Consider the following 17,141-nt stretch of genomic DNA (forward strand, 5'->3'; position numbering starts at 1 on the left):
CGATTCTTGGTTCAGGGCTTTGCGTCCACCTTCTTCATGAAGAGGGTGAGCTCGTCCGGATCCATGTGCACGACATGCCTGTCTTCAGGATAGGCGCCGCTGTTGACGTCGGCGACATATTCGGAAAACGCCGCAATGCGCTCCTGCTGAAGCCGGTCATATTCGGCGGCGAAGTTGCGATAGACTTTCGAGTGGCGCGGCATGTGGCCGCGATTGGTGCCGAGGATATCCTCGGCGAACAGATATTGCGCGTCGCAGCCGGTGCCGGCGCCCATCGACAGCATGATCAGCGAAGTACGTTCCGAGATCGCCTTCGCCACTTCCACCGGCACCACCTCGATCTCGGCGCCGATCGCGCCGGCCGCCTCCAACTGCTTGACCGCCTCGAACACCTGCATGGCGGTATCGGCGGTCTTGCCGACCGCCTTGAAGCCGCCGGTCCAGGTCGCGCGCGACGGGATCAGGCCGACATGGCCGATGACCGGGATGGCGTCGTCGGCCATGCGCTTGATCGTGGCGTAGCCGGCGCTGCAATAGACCGCGTCGGCGCCGGCCTTGTAGAGCCGGAACGACCAGCGCACGAAATCGTCGGCCGTGCCGATCTCGAAGAAATTGTCGCCCGGCATGGTGAAGAGGCTGGGCGCGGCGTCGCGATATTGCGGGTTGAGAACCAGGTCCGGCGGCACCGAGACGATGTCGACCCCTGCCCGCTCGGCAGCCTCGGCTTCCTCCAGCGTCAGCACGCGCAGCATGGTCAATTGCCGCTTGCCCTTCATGGCGCGCAAATCGGCAACGGTCGGTCTCTTCCGGCTCATCGGTTACATCCTGTTTTGTCTGGCGGCTTTCAGCCGATATCGATCATCACCTTACCGGCCTCGACCTTGACCGGATAGGTCTTGAGGTCGACGCAGACCGGCGCGCCCTTGGCCTGGCCGGTCTTGTAATTGAAGCGGCCATTGTGCTTGGGGCATTCGATGATGTCGTCCATCACCAGCCCATCGGCGAGATGGGCCTTTTCATGCGTGCAGAAGCCGTCCGTGGCAAAGAACGCGTCTTCCGGCGAGCGGTAGATCGCGAAGGTGCGGCCGCCATGGTCGAAGCGGATCACATCCTCCTCGTCCACATCATCCACCGCGCATGCTTCGACCCACTCCGCCATCGTCTTTCTCCAATTTGCCTAAGCTGCTCCTATTCGGCGGCCGCGGCCGTTATGTCGAGATCGTGGAACTCGCCGCGATAAGGCTTGGCCGTCGGCGGCAATTCGCGCTTGAGATAATAGTCCTCGTATTTCAGCTGCCTGAGCAGCACCGGCCAGACCTCGCGATAGGCGTGCCACATCGACGGGTTCGGCACCGGCAGATCGTGCTTGATGAGCTCATGCAGTTTCGGCAGGGCGTGGTACGGCACCATCGGGAACATGTGGTGCTCCACATGGTAGTTCATGTTCCAGTAGATGAAGCGGCTGACCGGGTTCATGTAGACGGTGCGCGTGTTCAGCCGGTGATCGGTGACGTTGTCGGCCAGCCCGATATGCTGCAACAGCCCCGTCAGCACCATGTGCCAGGTGCCGTAGAGCCGCGGCAGGCCGATCAATACGAGCGGTATCCATGATCCAAGCGCGATCGCGACAGCAATCGTCGCGGCATACACGACCATGTGCCAGCGCGCCGCGGTCACCGCCTTGTGCTGCTCCATCTCAGGAATGTAGCTCTTCTCCTCGTCCGACAATCTGCCGAAGGCCTGGCGCACCAGCGTCGGCAGCGAATAACGGAAGTCGAGGATGCCGGTGAAGGCCAAAGCCGCCTTGATAAGATCGGGCGGCCGCATCACCGCGATCTCGGCGTCGCGGCCGACGATGATCGTGTCGGTGTGGTGGCGCGCATGGCTCCAGCGCCACTGCACCGGGTTGCGCATCAGCATGAACGAGGCGATCTGATAGACGACATCGTTCATCCAGCGCGCGCGGAAGGCGGTGCCGTGGCCGCATTCGTGCCAGCGCGAGTCGCTCGACGAGCCGTAGAGCACGCCGTAGACGAACAGGAACGGCACCACCCACCACGTGCCCCAGAACCAGACGATGCCGGCCGCCGAGCCCAGGATCGCGACGATCCAGATGATGGTGTCGCGGATCGCCGGCCCATCGGAGCGCTGCATCAATTCCTTCATGGTCTTGCGCGGCACGTCGGTATGGTACCACTCGGCCGAGGCGAGCCCGGTCTCGATCGCAAGCCGAGTGCTTTCGCCGACAAGGCTGTAGTCGCGCTTGGTGCTGCCGGCCATCGCCATCGTCATATTCCCCAGCCGTCAAACTCCGTTGGCGCAGAATTTCTCATCGAGGAATTTTTTCGCGCGCGGCACGTCGTCCTCGGTCAGGTGCTCGATGATCACCGGGATGTTCGGATGCTTCTCGCTGAGCCGCTTCAGATAGAGGTCGTAGTTCAGCGCGCCGAGGCCCGGCGCCGGCAGCTCGATCTCGCCGACGCCGCGGAAGGTAAGCCCCTCATGCGCGTCCGCATCGCCGATATCGGCATGCTTCTCGGACTTGTCGTCGCCCGAGCGCTTGACGTCCTTGGCATGCGCGATCCTGATCTTGTCGCTCAGCGTGTCGAACACCTGGTTCAGCACATGGTCCATGCGGTCGATGTTGTGCGCCTCGAAGTAATTGGTCGGATCCATCAACAGGCCGAGACCGGGGTGGTCGACCTGTGCGAACATCCTGACCGTCTCCTCGACCGAACCGACGACGTTGTTGACATAGGTCTCAAGCAGAAACACGGCGCCGTGGTCGTAAGCCGTCCGGGCAAGGTCGGAAATCACTTTGCGGCATTCCTCGAACCCCTCCTCGGTCTTGTTCTTCGGGTGATGCACCCAGTCGGACTCGGTGTTGTAGGTGCCGGTTTCCGAGATCACGTAAGGCGAGCCGAAATGGCGCGCATTGCGGATAATCTCCTTCAGATACGCCAGTCGCCTGTCGCGCTCGGTCTTGTCCGGATGAATGATGTTGGTGTAGCCGGACACGCAGCAGACTGGCAGGTTATGATCGCGAAAAGTGTCGCGCACTTTCCGCGCCTTTTCCGTGGAGATCTGCCCGGCCGACAGGTCGATATCCTTGAAATGCAGGTCGAGCTGCACGGTGTTGAAGCCGAGCGCACGGATGCGCCTGGCGGACTCTTCCAGCTCGTAGGGAAAATAGCCTGTGAAGATACCTGCCTGCATCATGAGGTGAAGTCCTCTGGGTAAGCGATTCAGTTGCCCTGCCTTTTAGTCGCCTAGTCGACAGAGATTTCGGACAGCCTGATCGTGCGACCTTCCGCCATCGAACGGTAGCCGGCCTCGACCAGCGCCATGGTCTTGACGTTGTCGGCGACCGACAGCGCCGGCGGCGTGCCGGTCTTCAGCGCGTATTGCAACTGCTCCATGACGCCGATGAATGCATGCGGAAACCACATCGTCTCCCAGCTTGGGCTGACCCATTTGCCGCCCGTCGTTTCGCTCGAGGCATGGGTCAACGTCGACGCGACGCCCTTCGGCCATCCAATCGTGCCCTTGGCGACGCCCTTGATGCCGTCGACCCGCCAATTGATGTGCTGATCGTCCTCGTAACCCTCCTGGCGCGGGCCGGACCAGACGTCCTCCAGCGAAACGGCAAGCACGCCCGAGGGGAAGCGCAGCGTCGACACGGTGATGCCGTCCGAGTGCTCGAACGCCGTGCGCGGATCCTTGCGCGTCAGCGTGGTTATCTCCTCCGGTTCGCCAAAAAGGAAACGCAGCACGTCGAGGTGATGCACGCTCATATTGGCGAGCGTCAGTCGGTCGTAATCGGCAAGGAAGGTCTGCCAGTGCGGGATCGCGTGCATGTCGATCTCGGCAAAGACGATGTCGCCAAGCGCGCCGCTGTCTATGATCTGCTTCAAGACGCGCATCGACTGATCATAGCGCATGTTCTGATTGACCGAGAGGATCTTGCCGGAGGCAGCCGCTTCGTCGCGCAGCTTCACAGCTTCCTCGACCGAAAGCGCCAGCGGCTTCTGCGCCAAGATCGCTTTGATGTGCGGCTGCTTCAACGCATGGCGGATCAAAGCCGGTTGCTGATCGGGCGGAAAGGCCAGATCGACGATCTCGACCTGGCTGTCCTCGATCAATTGCTCCGGCGTCTCGTGGACGGTCGCAATATTCCAGCGATCGGCGACCTTCTGCGCATTGGCCTTGGTGCGCGATGCTATGGCGACCACCGGAAAACCGGCTTCGTGATAGGCGGCGAGATGGCATTCGGCCATGATCATGCCGGCGCCGATGCAGCCGATCCGATATTCCCTGACCCGAACTGTCACGTCCGGTTCGAAGCCTATACTCGCCATCCATTCCTCCCTTGGAGGATGGATATAACGCCATGGTCCGGACCTCAGCCAAGGCCCGCGCCATCATTTCCCATCAGTCAGGCGGCAATCAGCACCGTGCTGTCCGGCGACCAGCTGAGTACGACGGGCTGATCCTCTGCGAGGCGTTCGGCACCGGTGTTCTGGACGATCACCTTCAAAGTCTGGCCGCCGCGGTTGACGAAATAGGTGCTGTTGTTGCCGGCGAAGATGCGCTTTGAGACCTGCCCCGTGAGCGTGTTGACATTGGCTGGATCGGGCTTTGCCGCGCCGGGCGAAATCCGGATGCGCTCGGGCCGAACGGCGCAGCTCGCCTTGGCGCCGGCCGGCACCGATGCGCCTGTCGAAGCCGCGATCGTCGTGCCGTCGGGCAGCCTGATCCCTGAGCCGGTCGCGTTGCCGTGAAAGATATTGGCGTCGCCGAGGAAAGTCGCGGCGAACTCGCTTTGCGGCCTGTCGTAGATCTCTTCCGGCGGTCCTTCCTGCACCAGCCTGCCGTCGCGCAATATGCCGATGCGGTCGCTCATCGTCAGCGCCTCTTCCTGGTCGTGGGTGACGAAAATGGTCGTGATGCCGATCTCGCGCTGGATGCGCTTCAGCTCGATCTGCATGTCGACGCGCAATGCCTTGTCGAGCGCGCCGAGCGGCTCGTCGAGCAAGAGCACGCGCGGCTTGGTAACGATGGCCCGCGCCAGCGCCACGCGCTGGCGCTGGCCGCCGGAGAGCTGGTGCGGCTTTCGCCCGCCGAGCTTGCCGAGCTGTACGAGATCGAGCGCGCGTTGCACTTCCGCAGCGATTGTCGCTTTCGCCTCGCCGCGCACCGACAGGCCGAAGGCGATATTGTCGGCGACGCTCATATTGGGAAACAGCGCATAGTTCTGGAACACCATGCCGATGCGCCGCTTTTCGACCGGCACGCGCTCGACGCTCTCGCCGCCGATCGCAATGCGGCCGGAATCCGGAAAATCGAAGCCGGCGATCTGGCGGAGCAGCGTGGTCTTCCCGCTGCCCGAAGGTCCGAGCAGCGCGTAGAAGCCGCCATCGGCAAAATCGATCGAGACATCGTCCAGCGCCTTGTGCGCGCCGAAGCTGCGCGAGACGTTCGCGACCTGGACGCCAGCCATTATTTCTCTCCACCAAACTTGAAGAAGCGCGCCGTGAGCAGCATCAGCGCCATCGACACGACAATGATGATCGTCGAGACCGCGTTGATCTCGGGCGTGAAACCCTTGCGGATCGCGGCATAGATTTCGACCGGCAATGTCGTCTGGCCGGGCGTCGACAGGAAATACGAGACCACGAACTGGTCGAACGACACGGCGAAGGCGAACAGCCCGCCGGCGATCACCCCAGGCATGATCCACGGCAAAGTAACCCGCATGGTCATCTGCCACTGGTTGGCGCCGAGCGAGCGCGCCGCTTCCTCCAGCTCTGGCGCGAAGGTCTGCAGCCGGGCCGACACGACGACGATCACATAAGGCAGCGCCAGCGCGACATGGCCGAGCAGGATTGCCACCAGCCCGCGGCCGATGCCGACGCCGAAGAAGAAGATCAGCATTGCCGTGCCGGTGATCAGCCACGGGATGGCGATCGGTGGGAAGAGCAGCGCCTGCAGGACTTTCTTGCCGCGGAAGTCGTAACGGTAGAGCGCCAGCGAGGCCATCGAGCCCAGCACCGTCGAGATCAAAGTGGTGATGACGGCGATCTCGATGCTGTTCCAGGTCGCCGCGATCAACTGGTCGTTCTGCCAGAGCGATGAATACCAGTCCGTCGTCCATTCGAACGGCAATTGGTAGAAGGGCGAAGCGTCGAAGGACATCGCCGCCATGATGATGATCGGCAGGTAGAGGAAGCCGAGCAAAAGCACGATGTAGAAGCGCCCGAGCCATTCGAGGACGCGCGTCGTCGCCATCACGCAGCCCTCCGCAGGACAGGCGCGGCCAGCGCCAGGATGATCAGCACGACCGCGAGCAGGATAAAGGAGAGTGCCGCGCCCAGCGGCCAGTTGAAGACGGCGACGAACTGGTCCTCGATGATGGTGCCGTAGAAGGTACCGGTGCGGCCGCCGAGGATGCGCGGCTCCATGAAGGAGCCGACTACCGGTACGAAGATCAGCGCGGCACCCGCGATCAGGCCCGGCATCGACAGCGGGATGATCACCCGCCACAGCACCTGCCGCCGCGATGCGCCAAGCGAGCGGCCCGCCTCGATCAGCGAATCATCGATGGCCTGCAGCGTGAGATAGCAGGTCAGCACCATATAGGGCACATAGGAGTGCACCAGGCCGATGATGACGGCTGGGTAGGAATACATGAGATCAATGTTGATCTTGAACGGCAGCAACGCATTGAGCGCGGTGTCGAGGATGCCGCCTTCGCGCAGCACCATCGCCCAGGAGAAGATGCGCACCAGCCCGTTCGACCAGAAGGGCAGGATAACGAGCAGGAAGATCGCCTCGCGGCTGCGCCCTTTCAGCACCTTCGCAAGCACATAGGCCGCCGGGTAGCCGATGACGACGCACCACAGCGTCACCTCCAGCCCGAGCCGCAGCGATGAAAACAACAGCGTCGAATAGAGGCTCTGCGAGAAGAAAGCTGCATAGTTGCCGAGCGTGAACGACCATTCCTTTCCGGCCAGCGGCAGGTCGGTCATGAAGGAGAAGAACACCATGGCCGACAGCGGCAGGAAGATCGCCACCGTCAGCCACAGATAGGCCGGAAGGAGAAGCGGCAAGGCCGGCCTCAGTCCGCGGCGCGAACCGATCGCAAGCTGGTCAGCCATCTGCCTCTCCTCACCGAAAGACGTGATTACTTCACGTTGACCTTCAGCTCCTGCCACAGCGCCAGGTATTTCTCGCGCTGCGCGTCGGTGATCGGCGCCTGGAACTGGATGCGCTTTGCGACCTCGGGGCTGCCCATGACCTTGCGGTTGAAGGCGTCCTCGGGCAGCGCGTCGACAGCCTTGGTGTTGGCCGAAACCGGCGCGCCAACCTTGGTGACCCATTCGACGTAGAATTTCGGGTCGATCATATAGTTGATGAAGGCCTCGGCGCCCGCGACATTCCTCGAGCCGACCGGGATCGAAAAGGCGTCGAGCCAGGCGACGGCGCCTTCCTGCGGGATGACCAGCGAGACCGGCAGCTTGAAATGGGTCTTGGCGCGGTCGGCCGAGCCGCTCCAATAGGTGCCGATGTCGATCTGGTTGGAGGCGACCATCTGGTTCCAGTCGTTCTCCGAGCTCCAGAAGGTCTTGATCTGCGGCATCAGCGAGGTGAGCTTCGCCTTGACCGCGCCCATATCCTTGATGTCGTTGATGTCCTGACCCGACGCAATCGCGCCGAACTGCACCGCCTCGACGGCATCGTCGCGGATGATGACGCGGCCCTTATGCGCCGGGTTCCACATCTCGGCGATGCTCGTCGGCGGCTTGTCGAAGGACTTGTCGTTGATCGCCAGAGCCGTCAGGCCCCACACCCACGGCACGCCATAGACCTTGCCGTCATGGTTGAGCATCGGCGAGCTGGCCTTGTCCTTGGCGATATCGGCATAGTTGGAGAGCTTCGAGATGTCGATCGGCTGGATCAGCTTGCCGGCCATCGCCTGGTCGTTGAAGGCGGCGTTGATCATGACGACGTCGTAGAGGCCGGGATTGGTGCGGATCTTGGTCAGCATCTCCTGTTCGGAGTTGAAGAAGTCGTTGACCACCTTGAAGCCGGTCGCCTTCTCGAAATTGGCGACCGCCCACGGCTCGTCGGCGCCATAGCCCTTCCAGTTGAGCACATGCACTTCCTCGGCGGCCTGGGCGGCCAGCGTAAAGGCGGAGGCAAAGACGGCGGTGGCCGTCAGGAAAGCGGTCAGTCTGGGCATGCGCATGTTCTTTTCCTCTCATTGTTTGCCCGATTGACGGGCTTGTTAAGTTGCAGTCGCTTCCGCCCGGCCGAGCGCGGTCGTCGTTTCGCCGCGCTCGGTCAGGAACTCCCGGATTTCCGTGTCGGTGGGCGCCGAAGATCCGCCATGGCGGGTGACCGAAAGCGCGGCCGCCGCATTGGCATAGCGTGCCGCCTCGCAAGCGCCCATGCCGCGCGAAAGGCCGCTGACGAAGGCGCCGATATGCGTGTCGCCGGCCCCGTTGGTGTCGACGGCTTCGACCTTGAAACCCGGCACCGCGCGGGTGCCGCCATCGGCCATGCGCACCAAGCAGCCATGCGCGCCGGCGCGGATGACGACGCCTTCGGCCCTGGGGCAATGCTCGGCGAGCAATCGGATCGCGACGGTCTGGGCATCGCCGGCGCCGGCAATCTCGGCAGCCTCATTGGTGTTGCAGCTCAACCAGGTCGTACGCGCCAGAACCCTGTCCAGGATCGGCCGTGGAATGTCGGCGATCACCGGTGTCGGATCGAAGACGAAAGGAATGCCGGCCGGAAGCGCCTCGATCCAATCGGCAAGCGCGTCGCGGCTGCCGGGATAGCTCAACGTATAGCCGGAAGTAGAAACCCAATCACCCGCAACGACTTGCACTAGCTTCATCATGTCCGGCGTGAGCCGGCTCTCGGCGCCCGGCCACGAAACGAAGGTGCGCTCCGCGTCGCCGCTGATCATCGCGACGCAATTGCCGCTGTCCATCGAAGGCGATGGCGGCGTCAGCGTCTCGATGCCTTCGGCCGCGAAGGCTTTGCGCAGGAAGTCTCCGTCCGGCCCGGTGCCGAGCTGGCCGCCGAACACCACCTTCATGCCGGTGCGGCTCGCCGCCACCATCATGTTGAAGCCGCCGCCGGCGACCCGCGCGTAAGCTGACGCGGTCTTTTCCGTGCCGGCCGCCGGCAGGGCGTCGATGCGGTAGACATAGTCGACCACGGCGCTGCCGACATGAACGAGGCGCCCGCTCATCAGGCAACCTCCTTGCCTGGGTCGGCCTTGGAGCCGCGTGCGGCGACCAGGTCGCCAGCCAGCGCACGGACGTCCGCGATGTCGATGCCATGCAGTTGGGCGATGCGGTCCTGCGGCAGCCTCGACAGGCCGGCGCAGGCGCCCGCCATGCCGGCGGCAATCGCCCCGATCGTGTCGGTGTCGCCACCGAGATTGGCGCCGATGACGGCTGCCCGCCACGGATCGCCTTGCGCGACCTCCAGCACGGCGAAGGCCGCCGGCACCGATTCCTGGCTGGCGACGCCGGTGCCGACCAGGTCAACGATCAGCTTGATGGCTTGCTTCTCCGCCTTGCCGCGGACAAGCTCCTGCGCCCAGACGATGCGCGCGGCGATGTCGCCGCCGGTGACCCAATGGCCGAGCGCAGCACCTAGCCTTGCGGCGGCGACCGCATGGCCGGAAGCGCCACGCCAGTCGCCGCCCGAGACACCGAGGCTGATGGCGGCTGCGACCGCCGCAGCCGATGCGATGGCGATCGAGGTGTTGTGCGTGGCCCGGCAGGTTTCCGCCACCTTGGAAACCAGAACGTCGAGCGGCTCCGGCGGCATCATGATACCGACCGGCGCGATGCGCATCGCAGCGCCATTGGTGTCGCCGCCGCGGCCGGCCTCCTCCGCGGGCACGCCGCTGTTGATGGCATCGATAGCGCGCTTGGTCGACGGCCCAAGCAGGTCGTAGCTGCCGCGCGCCTTGACCTCGCGCTCCCAGTCGAGCAGCGCGTTGACCCAGCGCGCATGATCGAAACGCTCGCCGGATTCGACGAGGATGCGGCCAAGCAGCAGCGCTTGTTCCGTATCGTCGGTGATCGCGCCGGCGGGCAGCCCTTTCGACACCGGGTGATCGGCGGCAGGCGCGACGAAATCCTCGACATGGCCGTAGAGCTCGGCGATACGGGCCGGCGACAGAAGCTGCGTCGGCATGCCCAGCGCATCGCCCAGCGCCCCGCCGATCAGCGCGCCCATAGCCCGGTCCATCGCGTCGGCCGCCATGCTCAGAACTCCAGGTGCAGCGCGAAATGCGCCGGGTTGAGCAGGCTGGTGACGAATTCGATGGCGCGCCCATCGGCGGCGCGTGTCAGGCGGCGTGTGCGCAGGAACGGCGTGCCGGGCGCGCAGGCGAGGATGGCTGCGTCGGAAGCGCTCAGCATCTCGATGTCGACCCATTCCTCGCCGTGATCGGGAACAAGCCCTGCCCCGCGCAGCGTCTGGTGCAGCGAGCCTTCGCGCAGGCCGCGCAGCGGTATGTCTTCCAACTCCGGCGACAGCGGCAGCCGGCTGCGCTCGATCGAGATGGCATGGCCGTCGTCGGCGTTGGTGCGGGCACGATCGACGGCGATGAAGGACGAGCTCTCGACGCCGAGCCTGGCCGCCAGTTCGGCGTCCTCGATGATCTCGAGCCGCAACGTGCGTGTCTCGGCATTGGCGCCCGCATTGGCAAGCGCGCGCGACCAGCCGATCGCGTCGTCGACCGGCATGCCGTCGAAGGTGACGAATGAGCCGATGCCGACCTTGGTGGTGATCAGCCCGCGGCTCGACAGTTCCTCGAGCCCCTTGCGGACCGTGTTGCGGCTGACGGAAAAGCGCTGGACGAGCTCGTTTTCGCTCTGCAGGCGGTCGCCGAAGCCGAGCAGGCCGGAGCGTATCTCATGCTCCAGAACCGTCGCGATCTGCTCGGGCTTGCCCGTGCCGGGAGTGATCTGCGTCGCGCGACGGGCCATATCGATACCTGTTCAGTGAACCTGTATAATCCTGTTCAATATCGGATTTGAATTCCCCCGTCAACGAACCTTCATCACCATTCAAGAACGGAAGGAGGACCGGGCGCAGAATGAACGTGCGGCGGCAACCGGAGACGCGCCGCTCAAGCGAAGAAGAACTCCTCGACGCGCTGCTTGGCCTGGCGCAGCACCGGCAGGATGTCGCGCTCCATCGCCTCGACCGAGAAACGCGCCGACTGCGTCGAGACGTTGATGGCGGCGACGGTGCGGCCGGCGCGATCGACGATCGGCACCGCGATCGAGCGCAGGCCGAGTTCCAGTTCCTCGTCGACGATGGCGAAGCCCTCCGCCCTCGCCTTGTCGATGGCCTTGCCGAGCGCGTTGCGGCCGGTGATCGTCTTCGGCGTCCGCCGCTCGATGGTCGCTTGCGCCAGGAAGGTCTTCAAGTCGTCCGCCTCCAGACCGGAAAGCAGCACCCGCCCCATCGAGGTGCAATAGGCCGGCAGCCGCGTGCCTACATCGAGCGCGACGCTTAAGATCCGCCGTCCGGGGATGCGCGCAACATAGACGACGTCCTCACCCGATAGCACCGCCGCGTTGCAGGCCTCGTCGAATTTGCCCGCCACCTCGCGCATGATCGGCGCCGCGAACGTCCAAAGCGATGCGCCGCCGAGCCAGGTCCGCGCGACGGTCAAAAGGCGCGGCGACAGCGAGAACAGCCGGCCGGACTGCGTCGCATAGCCCGTGGCGACCAATGTCAGCAGAAAGCGGCGGGCGCCCGCGCGGGTGAGGTCGGCCTCTTCGGCCATCTCGGTCAGCGTCATGCCGGCCGGATGGCGCGCAAGGATTTCCATCACTGCCAGGCCGCGTTCCAGCGAGCCGACGTGGTCGCGCGAAATTACTTCCTCTCCCACGAGCGCCTCCATGCCGGCGTTGACTCAATGCAGAGCTCGGAGTTAGAAATATGTCATACAAAACAGATGTTCGCAATGCGAACTTTTTCGTGGGGTCTGGAGATGGTCAAGTTCCTGCCGCTGAAAGAGGCGGTCGCGGAAAACCTGCATGACGGCGATACGGTCGCCTTCGAGGGCTTCACTCATCTGATCCCGACCGCCGCCGCGCATGAGGCGATCCGCCAGGGCTTTCGCGACCTGACGCTGATCCGCATGACGCCCGACCTGATCTATGACCAGATGATCGGCATGGGCATGGCTAGGAAAATCGTCTTCTCCTATATCGGCAATCCCGGCGTCGGCCTGCTCAGACGCGCCCGCGACGCCATCGAGAACGGCTTTCCCCGCGCCATCGAGATCGAGGAGCACAGCCACGCCGGCATGGCCAATGCCTATGAGGCGGGCGCCGCCGGCCTGCCTTGTGCGGTGTTCCGCGGCTATCGCGGCGCCGGTCTTGCCGTGGTCAATCCAAACATCAAATCCGTCACCTGCCCTTTCACGGGCGAGGTGTTGGCGGCCGTTCCGGCGATAAGGCCGGACGTCACCTTCATCCACGCGCAGAAGGCGGACCGCAAAGGCAACGTGCTGGTCGAGGGCATTATCGGCATCCAGAAGGAGGCTGTTCTTGCCGCAAAGCGCGCAGTGGTGACGGTCGAGGAAATGGTCGACAGCTTCGACGAACTCCACCCCAATCTCACCGTGCTGCCCAGCTGGACGATCGCTGCGATTTCGGTCGTGCCCGGTGGCTCGCATCCCTCCTACACGCATGGCTATTACGAGCGCGACAACGCCGCCTATCTCGAATGGGACGAGATCGCCGCCGACCGCGGTCGCTTCCAGGCGTGGATGCAGCAGAACGTCATCGAGAGCAGCCCGGATGACTTTGCCGGCCGCATCGAACATCTGAGGAAAGCCGCATGAGCGACGCGAAGGAGATTGGTTTCACCCCGAACGAGATGATGACGATCGCCGCCAGCCGCGCCTTGAAGAGCGACGATGTCTGCTTCGTCGGCATCGGCGCGCCGTCGGCCGCCTGCAACGTCGCGCGGCTGACGCATGCGCCGGATATCACCTTGATCTATGAGAGCGGCACCATCGGCACGGCGCCCGACGTGCTGCCGCTGTCGATCGGCGACGGCGAATTGTGCGAGACGGCGGTCACCACCGTCGCGGTGCCGGAGATGTTCCGCTATTGGCTGCAGGGCGGCCGCATCTCGATCGGCTTTCTGGGCGCCGCCCAGCTCGACAAATTCGGCAATATCAACACCACCGTCATCGGCGACTATGCGCATCCCAAGACCCGCCTGCCCGGCGGCGGCGGCGCGCCGGAGATCGCCACTTCGTCAAAGCAGGTCTACATCACCATGGCGCAGTCGAAGCGCGGCATGGTCGAAAAGGTCGACTTCTTCACCTCCTTCGGCCATGGCGATGGCGGCGATCATCGCAAGCGGCTCGGCATCGATACCGCCGGGCCAACGCTTTTGATCACGGACCTCGCCATCTGGAAGCCGGACCCTGTGACCAAGGAATTCACAGTGGTGTCGCTGCACCCCGGCGTCACGCGCGAGCAGGTACAGGAGACCTGTGGCTGGACGGTCAAGTTCGCGGAGGCTCTTGACGAGACGCCGGCGCCGACGGAACTCGAGCTGAAGACATTGCGCGACCTGCATGTCCGCACCAAGGCGGCGCATCAGGGGATCGCCGAGGGGAAAGCTGCCTAGATGACTGAAGCCTTCATTTGCGACTACATCCGCACGCCCATCGGCCGCTTCGGCGGCTCGTTGTCCTCCGTCCGCGCCGACGACCTCGGCGCCATCCCGTTGAGGGCCTTGGTCGAGCGCAATCAGGGCGTCGACTGGGCGGCCGTCGATGATGTCGTCTATGGCTGCGCCAACCAGGCCGGCGAGGACAATCGCAATGTAGCGCGCATGGCGCTGCTGCTTGCCGGCCTGCCGCAGGACATCCCCGGTTCGACAGTCAACCGCCTGTGCGGCTCGGGCATGGATGCCGTCACCATCGCCGCACGCGCCATCAAATCGGGCGAGGCCGAGCTGATAATTGCCGGCGGCGTCGAATCGATGAGCCGCGCGCCTTTCGTCATGCCGAAGGCCGACGCCGCCTTTTCGCGCAACGCCGAGATCTATGACACCACCATCGGCTGGCGCTTCGTCAACCCGCTGATGAAGAAGCAATATGGCGTCGAGTCCATGCCGGAGACCGGGGAGAACGTCGCCGAGGATTTTTCCGTTTCCCGCGCGGACCAGGACGCCTTCGCGGTGCGCAGCCAGGACAAGGCCGTTGCCGCTCAAGGCAGCGGCCGGCTGGCGAAAGAGATCACGTCCGTGACGATCCCGCAGAAGAAAGGCGATCCGGTCGTCGTCTCGAAGGACGAGCATCCACGCGCCGGCACCACCGTCGAGACCCTGGCCAAACTGCCGGCGCCATTCCGCCAGGGCGGCAGCGTCACCGCCGGCAACGCTTCCGGCGTCAATGACGGTGCGGCGGCCCTCATCATCGCGTCGGAAGCGGCGGCGAAGAAGTATGGCCTGACGCCGATCGCCCGCATCCTCGGCGGCGCCGTCGCCGGTGTGGCGCCGCGCATCATGGGCATCGGTCCGGCCCCGGCCACCGAGAAGCTTTGCGCCCGCCTTGGCCTGACGCCCGAACAGTTCGACGTCGTCGAATTGAACGAAGCTTTCGCCTCGCAAGGCATTGCCGTACTCCGCCAGCTTGGCATCGCCGAGGATGCCGCGCACGTCAATCCGAATGGCGGCGCGATCGCGCTCGGTCACCCGCTCGGCATGTCGGGCGCGCGCATCACCGGCACGGCGGCGCTCGAGCTTCGCGAGCGCGGCGGCAAGCTGGCTTTAGCCACCATGTGCATCGGCGTCGGCCAGGGCATCGCCCTCGCGCTGGAGCGGGTTTGACCAGTCAGGCAGATCAATAGGGCAAGCCGACGTAGTTTTCGGCGAGCGCGGTCGATGCGGCTCTCGAATGCACGAGATAGTCGAGCTCGGCTTCCTGGATGCGTTGGCCGAACTCTCCCGTCTCCGGAAAACGGTGCAGCATCGTCGTCATCCACCAGGAAAAGCGCACCGCTTTCCACACCCGCGCCAGCGCCTTGGCCGAATAGGCGTCGAGCCCGGCGTCTGACTTTTCGCGGTAGAATTCACGAAGCCCGGCAAACAGATAGCGCACGTCGCTGGCCGCGAGGTTGAGGCCCTTGGCGCCGGTCGGCGGCACGATATGGGCGGCGTCACCGACCAGGAACAGCCGGCCGAAGCGCATCGGCTCGGCGACGAAGGAGCGCAGCGGCGCGATCGACTTCTCGAACGATGGGCCGGTGGTGACTGCGGCAGCCGTCGCCGGCGGCAGGCGGCGGCGCAACTCGTCCCAGAAGCGGTCGTCCGACCAGGCCTCGACGCGCTCGTCGGCGGGAACCTGCACATAGTAGCGGCTGCGCTGCGGCGAGCGCATCGAACAGAGCGCGAAGCCGCGCTCGTGATTGGCATAGACCAGCTCATGGTCGGCCGGCGGCACCTCGGCCAGCACGCCCAGCCAGCCGAACGGATAGTGGCGCTCGAACGTCTTCAAGGCGTTTTCCGGCACTGATCTGCGGCTGACGCCGTGATAGCCGTCGCAGCCGGCGATGAAGTCGCAATCGATGCGGTGCGTGACGCCGTCCTTCTCGTAGGTGACGAAGGGCGACGTGCCATCGAAACCATGCAGCGCGACATTCGACGTTTCGAAGAAAGTCACCAAGTCCGCCGCCTCGCGCTTCCGCATCAGATCGAGCGTCACCTCGGTCTGGCCATAGACAGTGACATGCTTGCCGCCGGTGAGCGCGGTCATGTCGATGCGGTGCGCGCGGCCGTCGAAGGCGAGCGAAATGCCTTCATGCGGCAGGCCCTGTTCATAGAGCCTCTCCGCCGCGCCCGCTTCGCCGAGCAGGTCCACCGTGCCCTGCTCGAGCACGCCCGCGCGTACCCGGCCAAGCACATGCTCGCGGCTCGACCGCTCGAGTATGATCGTCTCGACGCCAATCGTGGCAAGCAATTGGCCGAGCAGCAGCCCGGACGGCCCCGAGCCAATGATGGCGACTTGCGTGCGCATCAATGACCGAGGCTCTCGATCTGTCTGGCCAACTCGGCTGCAAGCCTGAGCGCGGCCGCCGTCGCCACGACCATTTGCGGCAGGATGAGCCATTCCAGCGTCCAGGCCGAACCCGAGCGCTCCTGCTCATGCACCAGCGCCTGGTGCATGCCGGAAAGCTGGACGGCATTGAAGCGGGCGAGCGCCACCAAGGCTTCCGCCTTCACGGGATTCTGCTTGTGCGGCATGGTAGATGAACCGCCGCCGCCGGACAGCTTGATGTCAGTGCCCGCCTGCGCCATCAGCGCAACGTCCTTCCCGAACTTGCCGAGGCTGCCGGTCACCAGCGACAGCCAGCCGGCGAACTCGGCGAGCGCGTCGCGCTGATTGTGCCATTGCGGCGCGTCAGCGAGGCCAAGCTTCGCGGCAAGCGCGGCGCGCACTGCGGCGGCCTTGTCGCCGAGCTTTTCCAGCGTGCCGGCGGCGCCGCCGAACTGCACGATAAGCAGTCGGCCGGAGAGCTCCTTCAACCGTTCCTGGTGACGCTGGAGCGGCGCTCGCCAGGAAGCGATCCGGTCGGTCACGACGATCGGTATCGCCGGCTGCATGCGCGTCACCGCCATCATCGCCCTGCCCTCGAAATCCTGTTCGAGTCCGGCGAGCCGCACGACGTTCTCGCTGAGCAGCAGCCCGACATGCTCGACCGCCCCGCTCAGGCGCAGCACCAGCGATGTATCGATCACATCCTGGCTGGTGGCGCCGAAATGAACGAATGCATCGTGCGGCACGCCAACAGCAGCCTTGATCTGTCGCACCAGTTCCGGCACCACGACGCCGTCGGCGGCGACGCCGGCGCGCAGCTTCGCCGTATCCGGCCGGAACGCCGCCAGCGCCTTCGAGATCGCCGTCGCCGCATCGCGGGAAATCGCGCCGCACTCGGCCTCCGCCTCGGCCAGCGCCCGTTCGAAGCTGAGCATCGCGGCGATGTCGGCTTCGACGGAAAAATGTCTGGCCGCCTCTTCGTCGCCGAGCAGGCCAGAAAGCAGCGGGTGATCAAAGGGCGAAACGGTCATGGCGG

At 64.6% G+C, this 17,141-nt stretch carries 18 protein-coding genes; 3 read left to right on the forward strand and 15 right to left on the reverse strand.

Annotation, left to right across the window (positions count from 1 at the left end; genetic code table 11):
• Positions 1-11: 11 nt before the first annotated feature.
• From FJ423_RS02455 to FJ423_RS02515, 13 genes are all read right to left on the reverse strand, one after another.
• Positions 12-815 (reverse strand): 3-methyl-2-oxobutanoate hydroxymethyltransferase, encoded by an 804-nt coding sequence (locus FJ423_RS02455; protein ID WP_140838903.1) that lies wholly within the window; start codon positions 813-815, stop codon positions 12-14.
• 29 nt (positions 816-844) lie between these two features.
• Positions 845-1,159 (reverse strand): MocE family 2Fe-2S type ferredoxin, encoded by a 315-nt coding sequence (locus FJ423_RS02460; protein ID WP_140838905.1) that lies wholly within the window; start codon positions 1,157-1,159, stop codon positions 845-847.
• A 29-nt stretch (positions 1,160-1,188) separates the two neighbouring features.
• Positions 1,189-2,280 carry a fatty acid desaturase family protein gene (locus FJ423_RS02465; RefSeq protein WP_140839486.1) on the reverse strand — a complete coding sequence of 364 codons (1,092 nt, stop codon included), beginning with the start codon at positions 2,278-2,280 and terminating at the stop codon, positions 1,189-1,191.
• A gap of 24 nt (positions 2,281-2,304) precedes the next feature.
• Entirely contained in the window at positions 2,305-3,219 is a 915-nt protein-coding gene (locus FJ423_RS02470) for a sugar phosphate isomerase/epimerase (protein WP_140838907.1), read from the reverse strand.
• A gap of 50 nt (positions 3,220-3,269) precedes the next feature.
• Positions 3,270-4,358, reverse strand: coding sequence for a Gfo/Idh/MocA family oxidoreductase (locus tag FJ423_RS02475; RefSeq protein WP_140838909.1), 1,089 nt, complete (start codon positions 4,356-4,358; stop codon positions 3,270-3,272).
• A 77-nt stretch (positions 4,359-4,435) separates the two neighbouring features.
• Complete coding sequence (locus FJ423_RS02480) at positions 4,436-5,500, reverse strand: ABC transporter ATP-binding protein (protein WP_140838911.1); 1,065 nt, start codon at positions 5,498-5,500, stop codon at positions 4,436-4,438.
• Positions 5,500-6,288 (reverse strand): ABC transporter permease, encoded by a 789-nt coding sequence (locus FJ423_RS02485; RefSeq protein ID WP_140838913.1) that lies wholly within the window; start codon positions 6,286-6,288, stop codon positions 5,500-5,502. Before FJ423_RS02485 ends, FJ423_RS02480 begins: the two co-directional genes overlap by 1 nt.
• The gene (locus FJ423_RS02490; protein ID WP_140838915.1) at positions 6,288-7,157 is read right to left on the reverse strand and encodes an ABC transporter permease; all 870 of its coding nucleotides are present in this window, start codon (positions 7,155-7,157) and stop codon (positions 6,288-6,290) included. Before FJ423_RS02490 ends, FJ423_RS02485 begins: the two co-directional genes overlap by 1 nt.
• Before the next feature lie 26 nt (positions 7,158-7,183).
• Positions 7,184-8,248: an ABC transporter substrate-binding protein gene (locus tag FJ423_RS02495; RefSeq protein WP_140838917.1), complete on the reverse strand. Its 1,065-nt coding sequence runs from the start codon at positions 8,246-8,248 to the stop codon at positions 7,184-7,186.
• A 39-nt stretch (positions 8,249-8,287) separates the two neighbouring features.
• Positions 8,288-9,262 carry a PfkB family carbohydrate kinase gene (locus FJ423_RS02500; protein WP_140838919.1) on the reverse strand — a complete coding sequence of 325 codons (975 nt, stop codon included), beginning with the start codon at positions 9,260-9,262 and terminating at the stop codon, positions 8,288-8,290.
• Complete coding sequence (locus tag FJ423_RS02505; protein WP_140838921.1) at positions 9,262-10,290, reverse strand: ADP-ribosylglycohydrolase family protein; 1,029 nt, start codon at positions 10,288-10,290, stop codon at positions 9,262-9,264. The genes FJ423_RS02500 and FJ423_RS02505 overlap by 1 nt, the downstream gene beginning before the upstream one ends.
• Positions 10,291-10,292: 2 nt before the next feature.
• Positions 10,293-11,018: a GntR family transcriptional regulator gene (locus FJ423_RS02510; protein WP_140838923.1), complete on the reverse strand. Its 726-nt coding sequence runs from the start codon at positions 11,016-11,018 to the stop codon at positions 10,293-10,295.
• Positions 11,019-11,161: 143 nt separating this feature from the next.
• Positions 11,162-11,932, reverse strand: coding sequence for an IclR family transcriptional regulator C-terminal domain-containing protein (locus FJ423_RS02515; protein WP_140838925.1), 771 nt, complete (start codon positions 11,930-11,932; stop codon positions 11,162-11,164).
• 102 nt (positions 11,933-12,034) lie between these two features.
• Between FJ423_RS02515 and FJ423_RS02520 the strand changes: the two genes are divergently transcribed.
• The 3 genes from FJ423_RS02520 to pcaF are packed head-to-tail and all read left to right on the forward strand — an operon-like array spanning position 12,035 to position 14,898.
• Positions 12,035-12,892, forward strand: coding sequence for a CoA transferase subunit A (locus tag FJ423_RS02520; RefSeq protein ID WP_140839488.1), 858 nt, complete (start codon positions 12,035-12,037; stop codon positions 12,890-12,892).
• A complete protein-coding gene (locus FJ423_RS02525; RefSeq protein WP_140838927.1) occupies positions 12,889-13,692 on the forward strand; it encodes a CoA-transferase subunit beta in 804 nt (267 codons plus the stop codon). Before FJ423_RS02520 ends, FJ423_RS02525 begins: the two co-directional genes overlap by 4 nt.
• A complete protein-coding gene (gene pcaF, locus FJ423_RS02530) occupies positions 13,693-14,898 on the forward strand; it encodes a 3-oxoadipyl-CoA thiolase (protein ID WP_140838929.1) in 1,206 nt (401 codons plus the stop codon).
• A 13-nt stretch (positions 14,899-14,911) separates the two neighbouring features.
• Here the strand turns inward: pcaF and pobA are convergent, their stop codons facing one another.
• Positions 14,912-16,084 carry a 4-hydroxybenzoate 3-monooxygenase gene (pobA, locus tag FJ423_RS02535; RefSeq protein WP_140838931.1) on the reverse strand — a complete coding sequence of 391 codons (1,173 nt, stop codon included), beginning with the start codon at positions 16,082-16,084 and terminating at the stop codon, positions 14,912-14,914.
• A complete protein-coding gene (locus FJ423_RS02540) occupies positions 16,084-17,136 on the reverse strand; it encodes a 3-carboxy-cis,cis-muconate cycloisomerase (protein ID WP_140838933.1) in 1,053 nt (350 codons plus the stop codon). The genes pobA and FJ423_RS02540 overlap by 1 nt, the downstream gene beginning before the upstream one ends.
• Positions 17,137-17,141: the final 5 nt, after the last annotated feature.

This window comes from Mesorhizobium sp. B2-8-9, from assembly GCF_006439475.1.
Taxonomy (GTDB): Bacteria; Pseudomonadota; Alphaproteobacteria; order Rhizobiales; family Rhizobiaceae; genus Mesorhizobium.

Coding starts and splice junctions, on each gene's coding strand:
- FJ423_RS02455 (WP_140838903.1), bottom strand. CDS start 815: ATGAGCCGGAAGAGACCGACCGTTGCCGATTTGCGCGCCATGAAGGGC.
- FJ423_RS02460 (WP_140838905.1), bottom strand. CDS start 1,159: ATGGCGGAGTGGGTCGAAGCATGCGCGGTGGATGATGTGGACGAGGAG.
- FJ423_RS02465 (WP_140839486.1), bottom strand. CDS start 2,280: ATGGCCGGCAGCACCAAGCGCGACTACAGCCTTGTCGGCGAAAGCACT.
- FJ423_RS02470 (WP_140838907.1), bottom strand. CDS start 3,219: ATGATGCAGGCAGGTATCTTCACAGGCTATTTTCCCTACGAGCTGGAA.
- FJ423_RS02475 (WP_140838909.1), bottom strand. CDS start 4,358: ATGGCGAGTATAGGCTTCGAACCGGACGTGACAGTTCGGGTCAGGGAA.
- FJ423_RS02480 (WP_140838911.1), bottom strand. CDS start 5,500: ATGGCTGGCGTCCAGGTCGCGAACGTCTCGCGCAGCTTCGGCGCGCAC.
- FJ423_RS02485 (WP_140838913.1), bottom strand. CDS start 6,288: ATGGCGACGACGCGCGTCCTCGAATGGCTCGGGCGCTTCTACATCGTG.
- FJ423_RS02490 (WP_140838915.1), bottom strand. CDS start 7,157: ATGGCTGACCAGCTTGCGATCGGTTCGCGCCGCGGACTGAGGCCGGCC.
- FJ423_RS02495 (WP_140838917.1), bottom strand. CDS start 8,248: ATGCGCATGCCCAGACTGACCGCTTTCCTGACGGCCACCGCCGTCTTT.
- FJ423_RS02500 (WP_140838919.1), bottom strand. CDS start 9,262: ATGAGCGGGCGCCTCGTTCATGTCGGCAGCGCCGTGGTCGACTATGTC.
- FJ423_RS02505 (WP_140838921.1), bottom strand. CDS start 10,290: ATGGCGGCCGACGCGATGGACCGGGCTATGGGCGCGCTGATCGGCGGG.
- FJ423_RS02510 (WP_140838923.1), bottom strand. CDS start 11,018: ATGGCCCGTCGCGCGACGCAGATCACTCCCGGCACGGGCAAGCCCGAG.
- FJ423_RS02520 (WP_140839488.1), top strand. CDS start 12,035: ATGGTCAAGTTCCTGCCGCTGAAAGAGGCGGTCGCGGAAAACCTGCAT.
- FJ423_RS02525 (WP_140838927.1), top strand. CDS start 12,889: ATGAGCGACGCGAAGGAGATTGGTTTCACCCCGAACGAGATGATGACG.
- pcaF (WP_140838929.1), top strand. CDS start 13,693: ATGACTGAAGCCTTCATTTGCGACTACATCCGCACGCCCATCGGCCGC.
- pobA (WP_140838931.1), bottom strand. CDS start 16,084: ATGCGCACGCAAGTCGCCATCATTGGCTCGGGGCCGTCCGGGCTGCTG.
- FJ423_RS02540 (WP_140838933.1), bottom strand. CDS start 17,136: ATGACCGTTTCGCCCTTTGATCACCCGCTGCTTTCTGGCCTGCTCGGC.